At 44.4% G+C, this 17083-nt stretch carries 16 protein-coding genes; 8 read left to right on the top strand and 8 right to left on the bottom strand.

Features of this window, described 5'->3' with window-relative positions; all coding sequences use genetic code 11:
• Positions 1–22 precede the first annotated feature (22 nt).
• From B9T20_RS00415 to B9T20_RS00430, 4 genes are all read left to right on the top strand, one after another.
• Complete coding sequence (locus tag B9T20_RS00415; protein ID WP_094489302.1) at positions 23–922, top strand: restriction endonuclease; 900 nt, start codon at positions 23–25, stop codon at positions 920–922.
• A gap of 3 nt (positions 923–925) precedes the next feature.
• Positions 926–2188 carry a phosphoribosylamine--glycine ligase gene (purD, locus tag B9T20_RS00420; protein ID WP_094489303.1) on the top strand — a complete coding sequence of 421 codons (1263 nt, stop codon included), beginning with the start codon at positions 926–928 and terminating at the stop codon, positions 2186–2188.
• 177 nt (positions 2189–2365) lie between these two features.
• Positions 2366–3697, top strand: a complete 1332-nt coding sequence (locus B9T20_RS00425) for a cytochrome c (RefSeq protein ID WP_094489304.1) — start codon at positions 2366–2368, stop codon at positions 3695–3697.
• 10 nt (positions 3698–3707) lie between these two features.
• Positions 3708–4598 carry a c-type cytochrome gene (locus B9T20_RS00430; protein ID WP_094489305.1) on the top strand — a complete coding sequence of 297 codons (891 nt, stop codon included), beginning with the start codon at positions 3708–3710 and terminating at the stop codon, positions 4596–4598.
• Between the two features lie 50 nt (positions 4599–4648).
• Here the strand turns inward: B9T20_RS00430 and B9T20_RS00435 are convergent, their stop codons facing one another.
• Both B9T20_RS00435 and selD read right to left on the bottom strand, forming a co-directional pair.
• Positions 4649–6052 carry an O-antigen ligase family protein gene (locus B9T20_RS00435; RefSeq protein ID WP_094489306.1) on the bottom strand — a complete coding sequence of 468 codons (1404 nt, stop codon included), beginning with the start codon at positions 6050–6052 and terminating at the stop codon, positions 4649–4651.
• A 74-nt stretch (positions 6053–6126) separates the two neighbouring features.
• Positions 6127–7167 carry a selenide, water dikinase SelD gene (gene selD / locus B9T20_RS00440; protein WP_094489307.1) on the bottom strand — a complete coding sequence of 347 codons (1041 nt, stop codon included), beginning with the start codon at positions 7165–7167 and terminating at the stop codon, positions 6127–6129.
• Between the two features lie 66 nt (positions 7168–7233).
• On the opposite strand from selD, the gene B9T20_RS00445 reads away from it, so the two are divergent.
• Entirely contained in the window at positions 7234–8106 is an 873-nt protein-coding gene (locus tag B9T20_RS00445) for an NAD(+)/NADH kinase (protein WP_094489308.1), read from the top strand.
• Positions 8106–8546 (top strand): DUF2262 domain-containing protein, encoded by a 441-nt coding sequence (locus B9T20_RS00450; RefSeq protein WP_233491459.1) that lies wholly within the window; start codon positions 8106–8108, stop codon positions 8544–8546. The genes B9T20_RS00445 and B9T20_RS00450 overlap by 1 nt, the downstream gene beginning before the upstream one ends.
• 39 nt (positions 8547–8585) lie before the next feature.
• On the opposite strand, the gene B9T20_RS00455 is transcribed toward B9T20_RS00450, so the two are convergent.
• The 6 genes from B9T20_RS00455 to B9T20_RS00480 all read right to left on the bottom strand — a co-directional run bounded on the left by B9T20_RS00455 (position 8586) and on the right by B9T20_RS00480 (position 13688).
• Complete coding sequence (locus B9T20_RS00455) at positions 8586–9185, bottom strand: NlpC/P60 family protein (RefSeq protein WP_094489309.1); 600 nt, start codon at positions 9183–9185, stop codon at positions 8586–8588.
• A 93-nt stretch (positions 9186–9278) separates the two neighbouring features.
• Positions 9279–10196, bottom strand: coding sequence for a homoserine O-succinyltransferase (gene metA, locus B9T20_RS00460; protein ID WP_094489310.1), 918 nt, complete (start codon positions 10194–10196; stop codon positions 9279–9281).
• Between the two features lie 238 nt (positions 10197–10434).
• The gene (locus B9T20_RS00465; RefSeq protein WP_094489311.1) at positions 10435–10998 is read right to left on the bottom strand and encodes a HutD family protein; all 564 of its coding nucleotides are present in this window, start codon (positions 10996–10998) and stop codon (positions 10435–10437) included.
• Complete coding sequence (locus B9T20_RS00470; RefSeq protein WP_094489312.1) at positions 10979–12349, bottom strand: amino acid permease; 1371 nt, start codon at positions 12347–12349, stop codon at positions 10979–10981. Before B9T20_RS00470 ends, B9T20_RS00465 begins: the two co-directional genes overlap by 20 nt.
• A 33-nt stretch (positions 12350–12382) precedes the next feature.
• Positions 12383–13387, bottom strand: coding sequence for a YeiH family protein (locus tag B9T20_RS00475; RefSeq protein WP_094489313.1), 1005 nt, complete (start codon positions 13385–13387; stop codon positions 12383–12385).
• Positions 13380–13688: a septum formation initiator family protein gene (locus tag B9T20_RS00480; protein WP_094489314.1), complete on the bottom strand. Its 309-nt coding sequence runs from the start codon at positions 13686–13688 to the stop codon at positions 13380–13382. The genes B9T20_RS00475 and B9T20_RS00480 overlap by 8 nt, the downstream gene beginning before the upstream one ends.
• A gap of 86 nt (positions 13689–13774) precedes the next feature.
• Here B9T20_RS00480 and prfA point away from each other — a divergent pair, with 86 nt between their 5' ends.
• Positions 13775–14863: a peptide chain release factor 1 gene (gene prfA, locus B9T20_RS00485; RefSeq protein WP_094489315.1), complete on the top strand. Its 1089-nt coding sequence runs from the start codon at positions 13775–13777 to the stop codon at positions 14861–14863.
• A 10-nt stretch (positions 14864–14873) separates the two neighbouring features.
• Positions 14874–16703: a bifunctional 2',3'-cyclic-nucleotide 2'-phosphodiesterase/3'-nucleotidase gene (locus B9T20_RS00490; RefSeq protein ID WP_094489316.1), complete on the top strand. Its 1830-nt coding sequence runs from the start codon at positions 14874–14876 to the stop codon at positions 16701–16703.
• The last annotated feature ends 380 nt before the right edge of the window (positions 16704–17083 follow it).

Below are 17083 nucleotides of genomic sequence, written 5' to 3' on the forward strand. Positions count from 1 at the left end.
GATGAATGGGGGCATTTAAGGCATGCTGCCGAGTTATCAAGATTTAATGTTACCAATCTTGCAATGCGTCGCTCAGCACACATCCATCAGTACGCGCGCGCTCAGCGATGTACTTGTCGAACAACTGAATATTCCTGAAAAAGCCCGTCAACAAAAATTAAAAAATGGGCAACTTGTCCTCACCAATCGCATCAGCTGGGCATCGATTTATTTAAGAAAAAGTGGCTTATTAGAATCCAAAGTCCGTGGCATGTTGAGTATCACCAAAGCGGGGCAACGCATTGTGAAAAATTCAGACATCGATGCCATCAATAACCAGTTTTTGATGCAATTTCCATCCTTTGCCGCCTTTATGCAAGCGTCACGTGCGCCACAAATTCCAAAAGAAAAAGAGGTGGATCGTACAAGTTTAGAGCGCTTAGAGGCCGCGCATCATGAAATCAATACGCAATTGGCTTTAAGCTTAAAAGAGAAGATTCTTTCCGCATCGCCTGCATTTTTTGAAAAACTGATGATTGAGCTGCTATTGGCCATGGGTTACGGCGGTTCGATGGAGGATGCTGGGGAAGTGATTGGTCAAACGGGCGATGGTGGGATTGATGGCATCATCAAAGCCGATCGTTTGGGGCTTGATAATATTTATGTGCAAGCCAAACGTTGGCAAGGCACAGTGGGTGAACCGGCCATTCGTGATTTTGTGGGTGCATTGACAGGCTATCACGGTGCAAATAAAGGTGTGTTCATCACCACCGGTAAGTTTTCTAAAAATGCGCAAAAGTTCTTCCCAAAAAATGGTGCAAAAGTGGTGCTTGTAGATGGGGAACTTTTAACGAAATTGATGATTGAGTACAACATAGGTGTCAGCGATCAGCAAGCATACGTAGTAAAAACAATTGATATTGACTTTTTTGACAGTGAGTAGTGAATGATGAAAATTTTAATCGTGGGTAAAGGCGGGCGTGAGCACGCATTGGCATGGAAAGTGAAACAAAGCGCTCAAGTATCAGAAGTGTATGTGGCGCCTGGCAATGTGGGTATGAAAAATGTGGCGCACCTTGTGAACATCAATGAAACAGCAAGCGATGAGCTTGCAAACTGGGCAGAAGCGAATGCGATTGATTTGGTGATCATTGGTCCTGAATCGAGTTTAGTGGCGGGTGTGGCCGATCAAATGCAAGCCCGTGGCATCAAAGTCTGGGGGCCAACGCAGGCAGCCGCACAAATTGAAGGCAGTAAAGATTTTGCCAAAGTGATCATGAATCGTTATGGCGTGCCAACGGCGGCGCATCAAACCTTCACACAAGTGGATGAGGCGCTTTCGTACCTTGAAAAAGTGGGCGTGCCCATTGTGATCAAAGCCGATGGTTTAGCCGCTGGTAAAGGCGTTGTATTACCACAAACGATGGATGAGGCCAAAGCGTGCGTTATTGACATGTTAGAAGACAATCGCTTTGGGGACGCCGGCGCGCGCATCGTGATTGAAGAGTTCTTAGAGGGCAATGAATATTCCCTCATGTGCTTTGTGCATGGCAATAAAGTGGTGCCAATGATGATGGCGCAAGATCACAAACGTGCATATGACAATGATGAAGGTCCGAACACAGGTGGAATGGGGGCGTATGCGCCATGCTTTACAGCAGAGAGCGAAGAGACCACGATTGCTGTCAAAACCATCATGCAGCCGGTGGCCGATGGCTTAGTGAAGGAAGGCATGCCATTTACAGGATTTTTGTATGGCGGCTTGATTTTAACGAAAGAGGGCTTTAAAACCATCGAGTTCAATGCGCGCTTTGGCGATCCTGAAGCAGAAGTGATTTTACCGCTCTTAGACAGTGATTTGGTGGATGTGATCCTAACGATGTTAAAAGATGATCAAATGCCAAATGTGCAATGGAAATCCGGTTATTGTGTGGGCGTTGTGCTTGCCTCAAAAGGTTATCCTGAGCAGCCTGAAACAGGTTATCCATTGAAAACTGCGGCAGTGGATGAATCCATTAGTATGATTTTTAATGCCGGCGTTGCGGAAAAAGCAGGGCAATTGGTGTCAAATGGTGGCCGAATTTTAGTGGCCACAGGGTTAGGTGCAACATTTGCCGAGGCCAAAGCACATGCATATGCTTTGATGAAAACCATCGAAACTGAGGGTACATTCTATCGCACAGACATTGGCCATCGCTTTAAGGGTTAATGTTAATATGTGATCAAGCCGATACAATTGTATCGGCTTTTTTATAGGGCGATATTTTTAATATTAAAAATAATATTTATTAATAAAATAATAAACATGCTAGATTAATCATAATTACTGAGTGATAAGTAATTGAATAAAAAATATAAAAATTGATCAAAATCTTGGGAGTGTTATATGAAAAAAATATTAACATGGCTGATTGCGGTTGTGATCTTAGGTTTTGTCATTGCATATGGCATTGGCTATGGGATCATTCAATCGCGTAAGGAAGCACCGACGAGTACGCAAATTCACGATACAAAAGCATTGATTGAACGCGGGGAATATATTGCAAAACTGGCAGATTGTGCAGCTTGCCACACCGTGCCTGGAGGACAAAATTATGCTGGTGGCTTAGCGATTGATTCTCCATTTGGTACGATTTACTCCATGAATATTACACCGGATGTGACAACAGGCATAGGGAACTATTCACTGAGTGATTTTAAAAATGCGGTTCAGCGCGGCATCCGCCAAGACAATTCTGCATTGTATCCCGCGATGCCATATCCTTCATTTACCATCATCAATGATGAAGATATGACGGCATTGTATGCATACTTTATGAGCATTGAACCGGTTGTGCAGCATAATCAGCCCACGACGTTTCCATGGTTCATGAGCATGCGTTGGCCAGTGGCCTATTGGCAATGGTTATTTTCGCCTGTTCGTACATTTGAACCCTCATCATCTTTGACAGCACAAGAGAATCGCGGCGCTTATATTATTGAAGGTCCGGGGCATTGCGGTGCATGTCATACGCCACGCGGTTTTGCATACCAAGAAGAAGCCATGAAGGATGATTCTGACCGCTATTTATCAGGTGGCATGATTGATGGCTGGCATGCAAAGAGTTTACGTGGTGAGCTTGGCGGTTTAAAAACATGGTCTGCCGCTGATGTGGCACTCTTTTTAAAAACAGGACGCACCAATCATTCAGCCGCTTATGGCCCGATGGCGGATGAAGTGCAAAATAGCTCGCAATATTGGACACAGGAAGATGTTAATGCGGTAGCGGCCTATCTAAAAACATTATCCCCAGTGAAAGAACAAGCATTAACGCTGCCTGAAAAAGTGGACACAACCACGGATCGTTTGCTGGCAGGGGATTATGATGATCTCGGAGCTGTTTTATATGTAGAGCATTGTACGATTTGTCATCGTCGAGATGGTGAGGGGGTGCCGCGTATTTTCCCATCTTTGAATTTAAATAATGCAGTGACAGGTGATAATGCAGAGTCTGTGATCCAACTCGTATTATCTGGTGGAACAACGCCTTTAACATCTTATGATCGAATGACATTTACAATGCCAGCGTTTAGTTATTTAAGTGATGAGCATATCGCTGAAATCATTAATTTTGTGCGCAATAGCTGGAATAATCAGGGGAAATTGATTGATCAGTCAGATGTTAAGAAAATGCGGGAGCACATTCAGTCTAGAAGTCCGAATGTGATGGCAAATTAAGGAGAGCCATATGAAAAAGTTGTTGTGGACATCAATAATGTTATTGAGTGTTGCGTTTGCTCAAGGACAAATATTACAGAGTCAGAATCCAATGAGTTTTCCGATGCTCAATAAAGAGGGTGATTATATTGGGCGTTATACGGTGCCTTCAGATGCGGAAATCTTAAAAGAGCCTAATGCGAAAGAGATCATGCGTGGTAAATTGATCCTCAATGATACTAAGCGCCTTTTACCAGATCATGTAGGGGCTGAAATGAATTGTAGTAGTTGTCACATTGCAGAGGGGAAAGTACAATTTAGCTCGCCTTATATTGCGATTATTCATGAATTTCCTGAGTATTCTAAGCGCGCGAAAAAAGTCATAGATATCGAAGAGCGTATTAATGGTTGTTTCGAACGATCTATGAATGGTGTGCCGCTTGATCCAGATTCAGAGCCCATGCGTGCAATGGTGGCATATATGACCTTTTTAGCAAAAGGTCAGCCAAAAGATGCCATCGTGCAAGTGGTTAATTTGCAGCCATTAGACACAAGCTTGATACCTGATCCTATCAATGGAAAAGTGCTATTTGGTTTACATTGTGCAACGTGTCATGGTGATGATGGTCAAGGTATGAAAGATGCTCGGGGCGATATCATTTTCCCACCATTATGGGGGCCTAATTCTTTCAATGCTGGCGCAGGAATGCATCATATCAGTAAAGCTTCCAGTTTTATTAAATACAATATGCCAATTGCAGCACGTAAAGAAGGGGCTTGGGGGCAAGGACACATTTTAACGGATCAAGAAGCATTAGACATTGCTGCTTATTTTACTCAGCAACCAAGGCCAGCGCTCAATGAGAAAAAAGCCAAAGTTAAAATGCTTGAAGAGGAGAAAAATCAAGCAGAGCAAGAGTAGTGTAACAAAAAATAAAAAAGCCGATACAATTGTATCGGCTTTTTTATGTGCTATTTTGATGCACTTGGCCAATCAATGATGGGATTATGCTGCCAAATCGACGGACCATAAGCTCGATCAATAAGCAGTGTGTCTTGATCTGTGGCATCAGTTTCTCGTGAGAGCATTTCATGGCGGATGTATGGCCATGCATTATATGTGCTGAGCATGATGAGAATACTGGCAATGACGGCCAAGCCTTTATGGCCATAAACATAAATAATAGGGGCAAGAGGCTGAGTGGTTGATGTGCTCGGCAGTGCCGCATAAGCATATGCCATCAACATTAAAGTCAGCCATTGACTGATGGGGTAAATTAAGGAGCCAGACAATGCACCATTGCTCATCAATACAAAGACACTGACCCAAAGCCAGGCCGGCAGTTGATCAGCATATGACAGCAAGCGCACCAATAAATAGAGGCACAATAAATTGAGCATCAGCCCCATTAAGCCCATCTCAGCCAGCCAATAGAGCATGAAACTATGGGGGTGAGCCAATTGATTGCCATCTTCGAAGATGAAATGACCTGCACCCATGCCAATGTACACATTGTCCATGAAGGTTTGTAAGGAGAAAAGATATAAATCCATCCGACCCGATGAGCTTGTGCGGGCTAAACCATGCATTTGTGCATTTTGCAGCATCAAAACATTAAAGACCACATATAAAGTGAATGCGCAAATGACTGTCATTAAGGGCAATGTTAACGTAGCGCGTTTATTTTGTCCTAAGACCATAATGAGGAGTATTCCGATGGTGAGGGACAGTAAAACGGCGCGAGCACCATCATAGAAAAACACGAAGAGGTATAAGGTGCTTAAAATAAAAATCCATGGTGTGAAGCGTTGATTGGCGAGAAAGCCCGGGCGCAACCATAAAATCATGAGTAACGGCAACAGTGCATCATTAAAATAACGAATGTTGCCAAAGGTATTGTGCCCAACGCTTGTATAATTTGGATCTGTGATTTGAATCATAACGCTAGTGATGAGATAGACAATGCTGGGAATGGGCGTGAATGCAATGACTGCAAGGGCATGATTGAACCAAACTTGATCTTTTTTGAATGCCATTGCAAAGTAGAGAAACGCCATCACCAATAGAATATTGAGGCTTAAGGTTAAATATGCCGTCACATTATGAATGCCAAAGATCAGCAACAGCACATAACAACCATTGATCAGCGCGGCGATTTTTAGGGCATGGCGATGGTGACGCAGTTCAGTACTCGGTAACAGGATGAGCCCGACGGCACTGAACAGTAATAAAATGATCTCACCCATGCGCCATTCATTGTAATAATCATCAATCCAAGGATTGAGATCGATCCCTGCAAACGAACCAAAGAGCCAAATGAGCGTGAGATAAATGATGATGCGATGCAATACTAAATGTATCCTATCCTTTGTCATGGTGTGCCTTGTTATCTTTTTTGTTTAGGCATGTAGTATAAGCCATCGCTTTATCAGAGACTATGGCACCACCATTATTTTAGGATGATTTTATGGGCTTGTGGGGCAATGATGTGGCCAATGGGCTCTAAATGGCCAAGTCCTTCCTCTTTGCACAATGATGTGAAATCATCAATATGATCCTTGCCCACAGACACTAATAAACCGCCACTTGTTTGCGGATCACCCAGAAGATGTTTATAGGCATCAAATTGCTCATTGTGTGTCACTAAATGTTCGTAACTTGCCAAGTTTTTAAAGGTACCGCCTGGCATTGATCCTAAAGCCTCATAATGGCGCACAGAATCAATGAGCGGAATGTTTGCACAATTGAGCTCAATGCTGACATTGCTACCTTCTGTCATTTCAGAGAGATGGCCAATCAATCCAAAACCTGTGACATCCGTCATGGCATGCACATACGGCTCAAGGGCAAAGCGTGCACCGGCTTGATTGAGTTGTACCATAATGTCACGGGCAGTGAATTGATCTTCACTGCGCAGTAAACCACGTTTTTCTGCGGTGGTTAAGATGCCAATGCCAATGGGTTTGGTTAAGAAGATGGCATCGCCCACTTGTGCGGTGTCATTGCGTTGTAAATGGGCTTTATCCACAATGCCAGTGACGGCTAAGCCAAAAATGGGCTCAGGCGCATCAATCGAATGGCCGCCAGCTAAAATGATGCCCGCTGCTTCACATGTGGCGCGGCCGCCTGCTATCACCGTACGAGCCACTTCTGGTGGGAGTTTTTGAGAAGGCCAGCCTAAAATCGCAATCGCCATGATGGGTTTACCACCCATGGCATACACATCGCTGATGGCATTGGTGGCGGCAATGCGCCCAAAATCAAAGGGATCGTCCACAATGGGCATGAAAAAGTCCGTGGTTGAGATAATCCCCGTCGTTGCATCGATGCCATAAACCGCAGCATCATCGCGTGACTGGTTGCCCACCCATAAATTCGGATCAGAGGTTTGTATGCCACTGCCTGTCAATATCTCCCCAAGAACCTTGGGATCTAATTTACAGCCTCATCCGGCGCCGTGGCTATACTGTGTTAATTTTATCTCAGACATTACCTTTTCAATCCCATAAGAATAGGTTAAAGTTTAGCACTTTAACCACCGATATACGAAGCCGATATGAACAATTTTAACAAAATTGCTTTGGTGAGCCGAAACAACGTGAGCAATCCATCGTTTGCTAAAGTGATGAAAACGGCTGAAGCCATCTTTGAGCGCAATGGTTGTGCAACGGTCACTTTGGCCTTGCCCCCGAATGATAGCGCTGAATCTAAGCAATTGCTAGAAGAGAGCGTCAAAGATTGTGATTTGATCATCATCTTTGGCGGCGATGGCACATTTTTAGGCATTGCCCGCAAGGCTTGTCATTTAGACATTCCATTTTTAGGCATTAACTTGGGGCGCTTGGGCTTTTTGACGGATATCCGTGAAACAGAATTGGAAGAGAGCCTCATTCACATCTTAAAAGGTGAATATAAAACGGAGGATCGTGAGCTCATTCGCGTGAAAATCCCCGGGAAATTTGACTCGTTTGCCTTAAATGATGTGGTGATTCATCAGCGCAGCATCTCACGCATGATTGAACTAGATGTGTTTGTGGATGATAAATATTTAACCAGCTATTGGGCCGATGGTGTGATTTTTGCAACGCCCACAGGCTCAACGGCATATGCGTTGTCATCAGGCGGTCCTTTGGTCTATCCATCTTTGTCTGCGGTGCTTGTGGTGCCGATCTCCCCACATACTTTTAGTCATCGCCCGATTGTATTGCCCACGAATTTAAAAATTAAAGTGGCACTCAAAGAGAGCGTGCGTCATGCGGTGAGCGTCAGTTGCGATGGGCAAGTGGTGTTTGATTTTGATAAAGGCGATGAGCTTGAACTCATCAGCAATGCCTCAAAAATCACTTTGGTGCATCCTGAAAACTACAACTATTTTGAAATTTTACGTGCAAAATTAAACTGGGGTCATCACCCTGAAAGAGAAAGATAATGATGGAACAAACAACATTGATACATCCTGTATTGGGTGAATTGACTTATGAAGCGGCTTTACAAGGTTATGCCGGCAGCATTGAATTGTCAGACATGCCCCTTAAAATCAATTTAGTGGGCGATGCGTTAGCCGTAGAAGCTTTGGGCGATCGCTTATTGGCATTTTTAGAAAGTGATGCCTTTGAAGATGCATTTATTGAAGGTTTAGAGGCATTATTGACCTTAAAAAATCGCGATTGGCTCAGCGAAGGGGAAGCAGAATACACGCTCGAGGAGTTTTTTGACTTTGTCTCCCTCGATGCAATTGTGATGCATTCAGATAAAATTGAGCTCTATACCGACGATTTAGAGCTTTTATGGCGCAATCGTGCCATTTTGAGTTTTGATTATGATTATCAGCTCATTAATGTGCACATTGAAGAGCACATCAGTTTTTAAGCATTAAAAAAAGCAGCGTTTGCTGCTTTTTTATTGTGACTATGTATTGAGTGCCACTTGCGTGCTTTTGCTTTGTTGCACGCGGCGGGCTTGATAAAAGCGCTGCTTCCAATATTTGTCATTCAACGAAGAAGTCATCACGCCTTTTGACGTCGATGCATGGATGAATTGATTGTTGCCGTTGTAGATGCCCACATGCAATCCTGTGCGATTTTGTCCCCAATTGGTTTTAAAGAAAATCAAATCGCCCGGTTTTAAATCCTCTTTAGCAATCTGGATGCCAACATTTTTTTGTGCCACTGTGGTGCGTGGAATGGCGATGGCAAATTTATCTGTAAAGGTGCGCTGCACAAAGGCAGAGCAATCGATGCCATTTAAAGAGTTACCGCCTAATTTATAGGGCGTGCCTTTCCATTGTTTTAATTGATTTTGCAGTGCCGTGGTGACAACGTGGCTGTCTCTTAAGGCTGCGGGTGCGGCGCTGACCGTCACATTTGTTCTCGCGACAGGTTTTGCTTTAGGTTGAGCGCTTGTGGCAACGCTTGCTTGAGCAACAATTGGGGCGCTTTTTTGTGTCTGTGTACTTGCGCAACCCACCGTTAAAAGGGATACCAGGGCAACCGAAAAAATCTTATTCATAATCATTCATTCTGCATTGTCTCAAAAGGGATGAATGATTATAGATCAGAAAATGATTTCTGATCCATAATTTATACATTTAATCAGGATGATTTACGATTTTTTTGACGTAAAGTCATAATCTGTCTCTTGATAGACAAAATAATTGAGCCAATTTTGGAAGAAAATGCTTGATGCACTCATCCAACGGGTTTGAATGGCCTCATTCGGATCATCGTTTTTAAAGTAGTTGCTCGGAATGGTCATCATGCCTAGGGCAGAGTCACGTTGATACTCTTTTAAGAGCGTCTCTTTACCATATTCAGGATGACCACTCATAAAGACTTGGCGCCCATTTTTTGAGGCCACTAAATGAATGCCAGAGACTTCAGAGCTGGCAATCACTTCCAATTCAGGATGATTGCGCGTGGCAATCGGGTCGCTCTCTGTATTGCGTGATTGAGGCACATAAAATAGATCATCGATGCCGATGAGCAGTTTTGAGTCCGGCTTTTCTTTGATGTGTTCAAAGACACCCGTTAATTTTTCTTTAAAGATGTTTTTCTCAATGTCATAAAAATACTTCAAAGCCGCTTGGCTGCCCCAACAGATAAAGAGGGAAGCAAAGACATGGGTTTTACTCCATTCAAAGATCTTGGTCAATTCATCCCAATACGTCACTTCTTTAAAATCTAAGAGCTCAATGGGAGCGCCTGTGATGATCATGCCATCGAAATATTCATCTTCAATGTCGCTGAAAAATCGGTAAAACTCATCTAAATGCACTTGCTTGGTGTTTTTTGAAGTGTGGTTTTCGATGGCAAGCAGTGTGATGTCCACTTGTAAAATACCGTTACTGAGTTTACTCAGCAATTGAGTTTCTGCAGTGATTTTGTCAGGCATTAAGTTCAAAATACAGATGCGCACAGGGCGAATGTCCTGCGTATTGGCGCGTTCTGGATTCATCACAAAGATGCCATGATCTTTGAGAATTTGTGAAGCGGGTAAATTTTCCGGAATAATCACGGGCATGGTTGTTCTCCTTTTATTTCATCCATAAAAAAACCAGAGTGTCGTCACTCTGGTTGATCAATTTTCGGGTAAAGATGAGCGTTAGAGTGACTCTACAGTAAGGTTCGAGAGCCACTCAAGTGAGTAACTCTCTAAAGCATCATCATTAACGCGGATGGGTGGGTCATGTTTAAGTTTACTTTAGTAACATTGTTGAACTGAAAAGTATCAAACCATTTCAGATAAAAAGTGTCAAGGGCTATTTGAGGTCAATCTCGACAATCAGGCAGGAAGCCATTGAAAATTGAGCCTTAAATATTAAGTGCATGGCATCATGATCTGAGAAAAATAGTGTATCCAAGGGTTCAAGCACTTGTCCATTGATTGAGCAGGCCGCCAGTGCAATGATGCAAGTGGTCAAAGAAGATCGCTGATATTCTTGATCAGTAAAATCCATGCGCACCATGGAATGCGCGGCCAAGCGTGTATCGGTAATGATGCCACAATCTAAAGCGGGCATTGTGCAATGGGTCATGATGGTGTTGCTGTCACCACTAAATGTGATGGGTTGCCCCGTGGGCGTTAACGTGTGCAATGCGCCATTAATAGAGAGCTCGATCGATTGACCGGTCACCAACGCTAAACTGCGCTGGCGATGCGGGAAATGAGAAAAAGGCCCTGTGTGTTCAACCGATGCCATACTCAAGCGCCATATGAAGTCGTCCATAGATGCATGTGGTGGATGAATCATCACCTCGCGAGTGGTTCCAAGGCCATTTTTCCAAGGCTGTTCCTGAAGGTCATTAAAGGCGATTTTTTGCATTGGGCTTGATCCATACATAGTAACAAACAGTTAACACCACAAGCCAAATGATGCCGGCATATAAGGCATTGCGAACGGGGGCATAATAACCCAGCACACCCACCACAAAGAGCATAAAGGCAATGGCAAGGGCAGGCCCAATCGGCCAAAAGGGCACAGGGAATTTAAGGTTGGCAATTTGGGTTTTACTCAATTGTCGACGCATGCCCACTTGGGAGATGAGGACAGTCAGCCACACCCAAACGGTGGCAAAGGTGGCCATTGCGGCAATCACCAAAAAGAGCCCATCATGGAAAAAGTAGTTGAGCACAACGCCGATGATCATCACCATAAACATGATGGCGATCGCCACAATGGGGACGCCACTTTTAGAGAGTGTGCTCAATGCTTTGGGGGCTTGACCTTGCTCACTGAGCCCGTGCATCATGCGGCCGGCACCAAAGATGTCACTGTTGATGGCAGAGATCGCCGCCGTGATCACCACAATATTGAGTAAATTTGCAGCATAATCAATGCCAAGGCTTTTAAAAATGGTGACAAATGGGCTGGCACCTAAGCCAATGTGATTCCACGGGAAAAGCGCCATGAGCACAAGGAGGGCTAAAAAGTAAAAGAGTAAAATTTGCACTGGCACTACATTGATGGACATCGGAATGGTTTTTTCAGGGTTTTCTGCTTCTAATGCTGTCAGCCCCAACGTTTCAACGCCACCAAAGGAGAACACCACCACTGAGAGTGAAATGATGATGCCTGTAATACCAAAAGGGGCAAAGCCATCGTGGCTCCAAAGATTGCTGAGGCTTGGGGTGAATTCAAGGGGCACATTTAAGTGCATGTGGCTCATGAGGATGTAACCACCTGCAATGATCATGGCGATGATGGAGATGACTTTGATCAAAGAGAGCCAAAAACCAAGCTCGCCAAACATTTTAACCGCGCATAGGTTAATGCCACATAAAATTAAAGTGATGGCCAATGCCCAAATCCATGGCGCCACATCGGGATACCATAAACCCATGTAGATGGCAAAGGCGGTGACATCTGCGATGCACACAAGCGCCATTTCAAACACATAGGTCCAACCTGTGATGAAGCCTGCAAGGGGGCCTAAATATTTGGTGGCATATGCCCCAAAAGCGCCCGGCATTGGATGATGCATGATCATCTCGCCTAAAGCGCGCATCACCATAAAGACGGCGATGCCAGATAAAAAATAGGCGATGAGAACGGCAGGTCCTGCCAATTCAATGGCATTTGCTGAACCATAAAATAGACCGGTGCCCACGGCAGAACCTAAGCCAATGAATAAAACGTGGCGCGGCGTCAATCCGCGCTTGAGCTGAGTCGCCATAATGTTAATTGTGTCCTTTATTGCTGCGTCGGGTTAGGCTAAATGCCCCATGCTGTAGAGTACGATGAGTGCCGTGACAGAGAGCACCGCCCAACAAATGGCGCCCATTATAATGGGACGAAGCCCATTTTTCAGCAATTTCATTAAATCTGTGTTGAGCCCAATGCCCACAAGCGCCACAATGATTAAAAATTTACCAAATTGTGCCAAACCATGGGTGATCTCATGCGGGATGATGTTCAGAGAATTGATCAAGGTGGTGATGATAAAGCCTGTGATGAAGTAAGGCACCGCTTTGGTGAGTTTAAATTCATAATCATCGCCGGCACTTTTTGCTTTGGCCATATATAAAGAGAGAAAAAATGTGATGGGAACGATCATTAATGTGCGCGTTAGTTTAACAATGGTGGCAAGGCTGCCGGATGCATCACTGTAGGAATAAGCGGCGGCTAAGACAGAGGATGTATCATTGATGGCAGTGCCGGCCCATAAACCAAAGGCTTCATCATTCATATGAAAAAGATGGCCGAGGGCAGGGAAGATAAAAACAGCGGCGATGTTGAATAAAAAGATGGTGGCAATGGCATAGGCGATCTGTTGGCTATCTGCGCGCACCACAGGCGCTGTGGCCGCAATGGCAGATCCACCACAAATGCTGGTGCCAACGCCAATTAATGTGCCGGTGACAAAATCAATTTTCAGCATTTTGGCTACAATGATGGCGGTGATGAAGGTGGCCGCTAAGGTAAAGAGCATGATCCACAATGAATTTAATCCCACATTCAAGACTTCTTGAATGCTCATCTCAAAGCCCAAGAGAATGATCGCGTAATGGAGCATTTTTTTGCCGGCAAAGCTGCTGCCTTTGCTGATTTTTTCAGAGGTTTTGGCAAATAATGCATTGAGAATGATGCCAAGGGTAATCCCAAACACCGCCCCGCCAATGAGTGGGAATCGGACGCCCAAAATATGAGCGCCCACAGCCACCACAAAGCAGCAGGCAATGCCCACAATGATCGATTGATTGAGTTTAGTCATAATGGCGATGCTCCTCTTCACTTGGCAGGATTTGATAGAAAGTTTCATCCTCTTGAATGAGGCCAAGTTTATGGCGAGCGAGCTCTTCTTGGGCTTGGACATCTGTTTTTAGGCTTTTGATCTTGACTTCAAGGGCTGTGTTGCGCGCTTCAAGCAGTTTATTTTGTTGATTGACGGTTTCGATCTGTGCGGCCAGTTTTTCTAGCGAGGCATAACCTTGATCCTCTTGAAACCACAAATTGTAACTTAAATAAAAAACCAAGCCTGCCAAAAAGGCGATGAGAGCGTGAAGCCATTTCATAAATTTTGTCCTATCGGGTACACGAATTGTAAATATTCTGCGATAATGGCTATTTTATCTCTTCTAGAAGAATATAGTAAAATTTTATGAATCCATCGATTATCCGTAAGTTAGATCAGTTGATTGAGCGTCATCAAGAAGTGGGTGTCTTACTCTCTGAACCTGAAATCATCACCGATCAAAATAAATTCCGTGAGCTCTCGCAAGAGTATGCTCAATTGACGCCTGTTGTGGAAGAATTCACTGCATGGAAAACCAATGAGTTTAACCTCACTGAAGCGAAAGAGATGCTAGAGAGCAATGATGCCGAGCTCAAAGAGATGGCAAAAGAAGAATTGCCCATTTTGCAAGAGCAGCAAGCAGCGTTAGAAAAGAAATTACAAATTCTGCTCTTACCGAAAGATCCAAACGATGACAGCAACATCTTCTTAGAGATTCGTGCCGGAACGGGCGGCGATGAAGCGGCGATTTTTGCCGGTGACTTATTCAATATGTATGCACGTTATGCAGAAACATTGCGCTGGCAGGTGGAAATTGTCTCTGAAAACCGCGGTGAACATGGTGGCTTTAAAGAGATCATTGCGCGTGTGATTGGTCATGGCGCGTATTCGCGCTTGAAGTTTGAATCCGGTGCGCACCGTGTACAACGTGTGCCAGAGACAGAATCACAAGGTCGCGTGCATACATCGGCGGCCACTGTGGCCATTTTGCCAGAAGTGCCAGAAACAGAAGTGGTGAACATCAATCCTGCTGATTTAAAAGTGGATACGTTCCGTGCATCGGGCGCCGGTGGTCAGCACGTGAATAAAACGGATTCTGCCATCCGTATTACGCATTTACCGACAGGTACTGTTGTGGAGTGTCAAGATGAGCGTTCTCAGCACAAAAACCGTGCGCGTGCCATGAGCTTATTGGCCTCACGTTTATTGGAAGCAGAGCGTGAGAAAGAGCAAAAAGCCATGAGTGAAAATCGCAGAAGTCTTGTGGGTTCAGGTGATCGCTCAGAGCGCATTCGCACATATAACTATCCGCAAGGTCGCATTACCGATCATCGCATTAACTTGACCCTTTATAAATTAGAGGACATCATGGGCGGCGATTTAGATCAAGTGATCAATCCACTCATTCAAGAGCATCAAGCGGACATGCTCTCTTCATTGAGTGAGCAAGGATAACGACAGTGACATGACCCTTCAGCGAGCGAAACTTTGCATTTTAGCCACCACGGATTTACATGCACATGTCACGAATTATGATTATTATCGTGATCAGTCGCTTCTTGATGTTGGGTTGATGGGGCTTGCGGATGTGATCGGCGAAATCCGCCGCACAGAGCCAAATACACTGTTATTAGACAATGGGGATTGCCTGCAGGGCAATCCCATTGGTAATTATCTTCGCGATGATGCCATGGCGCATCAGCATCCGATGGTCACGTTGATGAACGCCCTTCAATATGATGGCGCCACCCTTGGCAATCACGAATTCGATTTTGGTTTGGCGTATCTTCATAAAGCGATTGAAGATTGGCACCATCCTGTCACGAGTGCGAACATTGAAACAGCAGCGGGCACGCCTTGGCTTGCACCCTATTTATTATTAAATCGATCAATCATCCTAGACAATGGTGAGTCGCAACCGATCACCATTGGTGTCATTGGTGCTCTGCCGCCTCAAGTGATGCTGTGGAATCATAAAGTCTTGTCAGAAGATCCGCATGAGCGTTTAGTGGTCAAAGACATCACAGCTGCCATTGCCCATTATGTGACAGAGATGAAAGCCAAAGGCGCAGATTTGATCATTGCATTGTCCCATTCTGGCATCAGTGAACGTCCTTATCAAACGGGGGCAGAAAACAGTGCCGCTTACATTGCAGAGATTGAGGGCGTGGATGCCATTGTGGCAGGGCATGCTCATGGCGTGATGGCTGAAACAATTGGCAGCCGTGCAGTGCCTGTGGTGATGCCAGGGGCTTTTGGGCAATATTTGGGATGTTTTAATGTGGCGCTTTCTCATGATGAGAGTGGTTGGCATGTGGATCATATTGCACCTGATATGATAGATAATGATGGGCAAGGGGATGAGACTCATTCGCTCTTTCCATTGGTGGCACGTGAACACAAATTAACGCTGGCGCGCATGAATGATCCGATTGGCCATAATGTGACGCAATTTTCAAGTGCAATGAGCTTGGTTAAAGATGATGCGTGCATAGAGCTGGTTGCCCGCGCGCAATTTTGGTACGGGGAAAAATTGTTGGCATCGCTTGATGTCGAACCGCGCCCTTTATTGAGTGCTGTGCCGGCATTTAAAGTGGGCGGACGTAAAAATGCCCCACATGATTTCACATGGATTGAGCCTGGCATTTTAACTTTTAAAAATGTGGCGGATTTATATCCTTTTAACAATCAGCTGGCCATTTTGCGCATCAATGGGCGTGATCTGCGTGAATGGCTCGAATGCGCAAACAGCATCTATTTTGCCATTGATGATCAACTGCATGGCACCGCGCAGCCGCTGATCAACTGGTCAAAGCACCGTGGATACAATCGCGATGTGATCAAAGGCATTGAATACACCGTCGATGTGCAGCAGCCTCGTCGATACAATGGAGAATGTCGCTTGGTGAATGATGCCGCGCAGCGCATTGTGGACTTGACGCATCAGGGTGCACCGATCAAAGATAATGATGAGTTTTTCCTCATCACCAATCAATATCGCGCTTATGCAGGCAAATTCCCCGGCAGTGGCGAACATGCGGTGGTGACGTTATCTACCGATGAATTGCCAACAATCATTGCTGAGTATTTGAGTCATCAAGTGGCGCAAGAAGGTGCCATTTCCGTGACGCCTTCCGTCAATTGGCAGCTTGAGTGCAGAGCAAAAGTGCGGTATGAAACAGCGCCGGATCACAAAGCAGCGCAGTACATTCAAACATATGCGCCGACTTGGCGGCGTTGTCATTCGTTGGATGAAGATGGTTTTGCCATTTACATTCACCCAAGTATTGAATAAATATTGCGCAAAATCACTGAATTTTAGATGTGAATCATTCGCAATCTTTACATTTCTCATATAGGACTAAATTTACTTATTTTAACAATGGTGGTGATAATTTTTATCAATCTCATTGATAAATAGTGAATTTTACCCATTAGAGCTGTCAGTAAAACAGTCAAAATCATTTATTTTGTTGATATTTCCTAACAAAAATATATAATTGATCGCATTGGTAATGAAGGCATACAGATAGAACGTTTCATTATAATCTTTTTAAAAGATGATGATAAGGGTTTTTTATTTTATCAATCATGCCATTGTCTATATGATTGTCGGCGTCAAATCATACAGACAAATTAATGAGTTACACAAACTATTTTAGTAAAGAAATATCA

It is taken from the genome of Wohlfahrtiimonas sp. G9077 (assembly GCF_002252155.1).
Taxonomy (GTDB): Bacteria; Pseudomonadota; Gammaproteobacteria; order Cardiobacteriales; family Wohlfahrtiimonadaceae; genus Wohlfahrtiimonas.

What these genes read in the sequence shown, in the direction of transcription:
- B9T20_RS00450 (WP_233491459.1), top strand. Translation starts at nt 8,106, where the DNA reads ATGATGGAACAAACAACATTGATACATCCTGTATTGGGTGAATTGACT.
- B9T20_RS00455 (WP_094489309.1), bottom strand. Translation starts at nt 9,185, where the DNA reads ATGAATAAGATTTTTTCGGTTGCCCTGGTATCCCTTTTAACGGTGGGT.
- B9T20_RS00430 (WP_094489305.1), top strand. Translation starts at nt 3,708, where the DNA reads ATGAAAAAGTTGTTGTGGACATCAATAATGTTATTGAGTGTTGCGTTT.
- B9T20_RS00490 (WP_094489316.1), top strand. Translation starts at nt 14,874, where the DNA reads ATGACCCTTCAGCGAGCGAAACTTTGCATTTTAGCCACCACGGATTTA.
- prfA (WP_094489315.1), top strand. Translation starts at nt 13,775, where the DNA reads ATGAATCCATCGATTATCCGTAAGTTAGATCAGTTGATTGAGCGTCAT.
- B9T20_RS00435 (WP_094489306.1), bottom strand. Translation starts at nt 6,052, where the DNA reads ATGACAAAGGATAGGATACATTTAGTATTGCATCGCATCATCATTTAT.
- metA (WP_094489310.1), bottom strand. Translation starts at nt 10,196, where the DNA reads ATGCCCGTGATTATTCCGGAAAATTTACCCGCTTCACAAATTCTCAAA.
- B9T20_RS00470 (WP_094489312.1), bottom strand. Translation starts at nt 12,349, where the DNA reads ATGGCGACTCAGCTCAAGCGCGGATTGACGCCGCGCCACGTTTTATTC.
- B9T20_RS00480 (WP_094489314.1), bottom strand. Translation starts at nt 13,688, where the DNA reads ATGAAATGGCTTCACGCTCTCATCGCCTTTTTGGCAGGCTTGGTTTTT.
- B9T20_RS00415 (WP_094489302.1), top strand. Translation starts at nt 23, where the DNA reads ATGCTGCCGAGTTATCAAGATTTAATGTTACCAATCTTGCAATGCGTC.
- purD (WP_094489303.1), top strand. Translation starts at nt 926, where the DNA reads ATGATGAAAATTTTAATCGTGGGTAAAGGCGGGCGTGAGCACGCATTG.
- B9T20_RS00475 (WP_094489313.1), bottom strand. Translation starts at nt 13,387, where the DNA reads ATGACTAAACTCAATCAATCGATCATTGTGGGCATTGCCTGCTGCTTT.
- B9T20_RS00425 (WP_094489304.1), top strand. Translation starts at nt 2,366, where the DNA reads ATGAAAAAAATATTAACATGGCTGATTGCGGTTGTGATCTTAGGTTTT.
- B9T20_RS00465 (WP_094489311.1), bottom strand. Translation starts at nt 10,998, where the DNA reads ATGCAAAAAATCGCCTTTAATGACCTTCAGGAACAGCCTTGGAAAAAT.
- B9T20_RS00445 (WP_094489308.1), top strand. Translation starts at nt 7,234, where the DNA reads ATGAACAATTTTAACAAAATTGCTTTGGTGAGCCGAAACAACGTGAGC.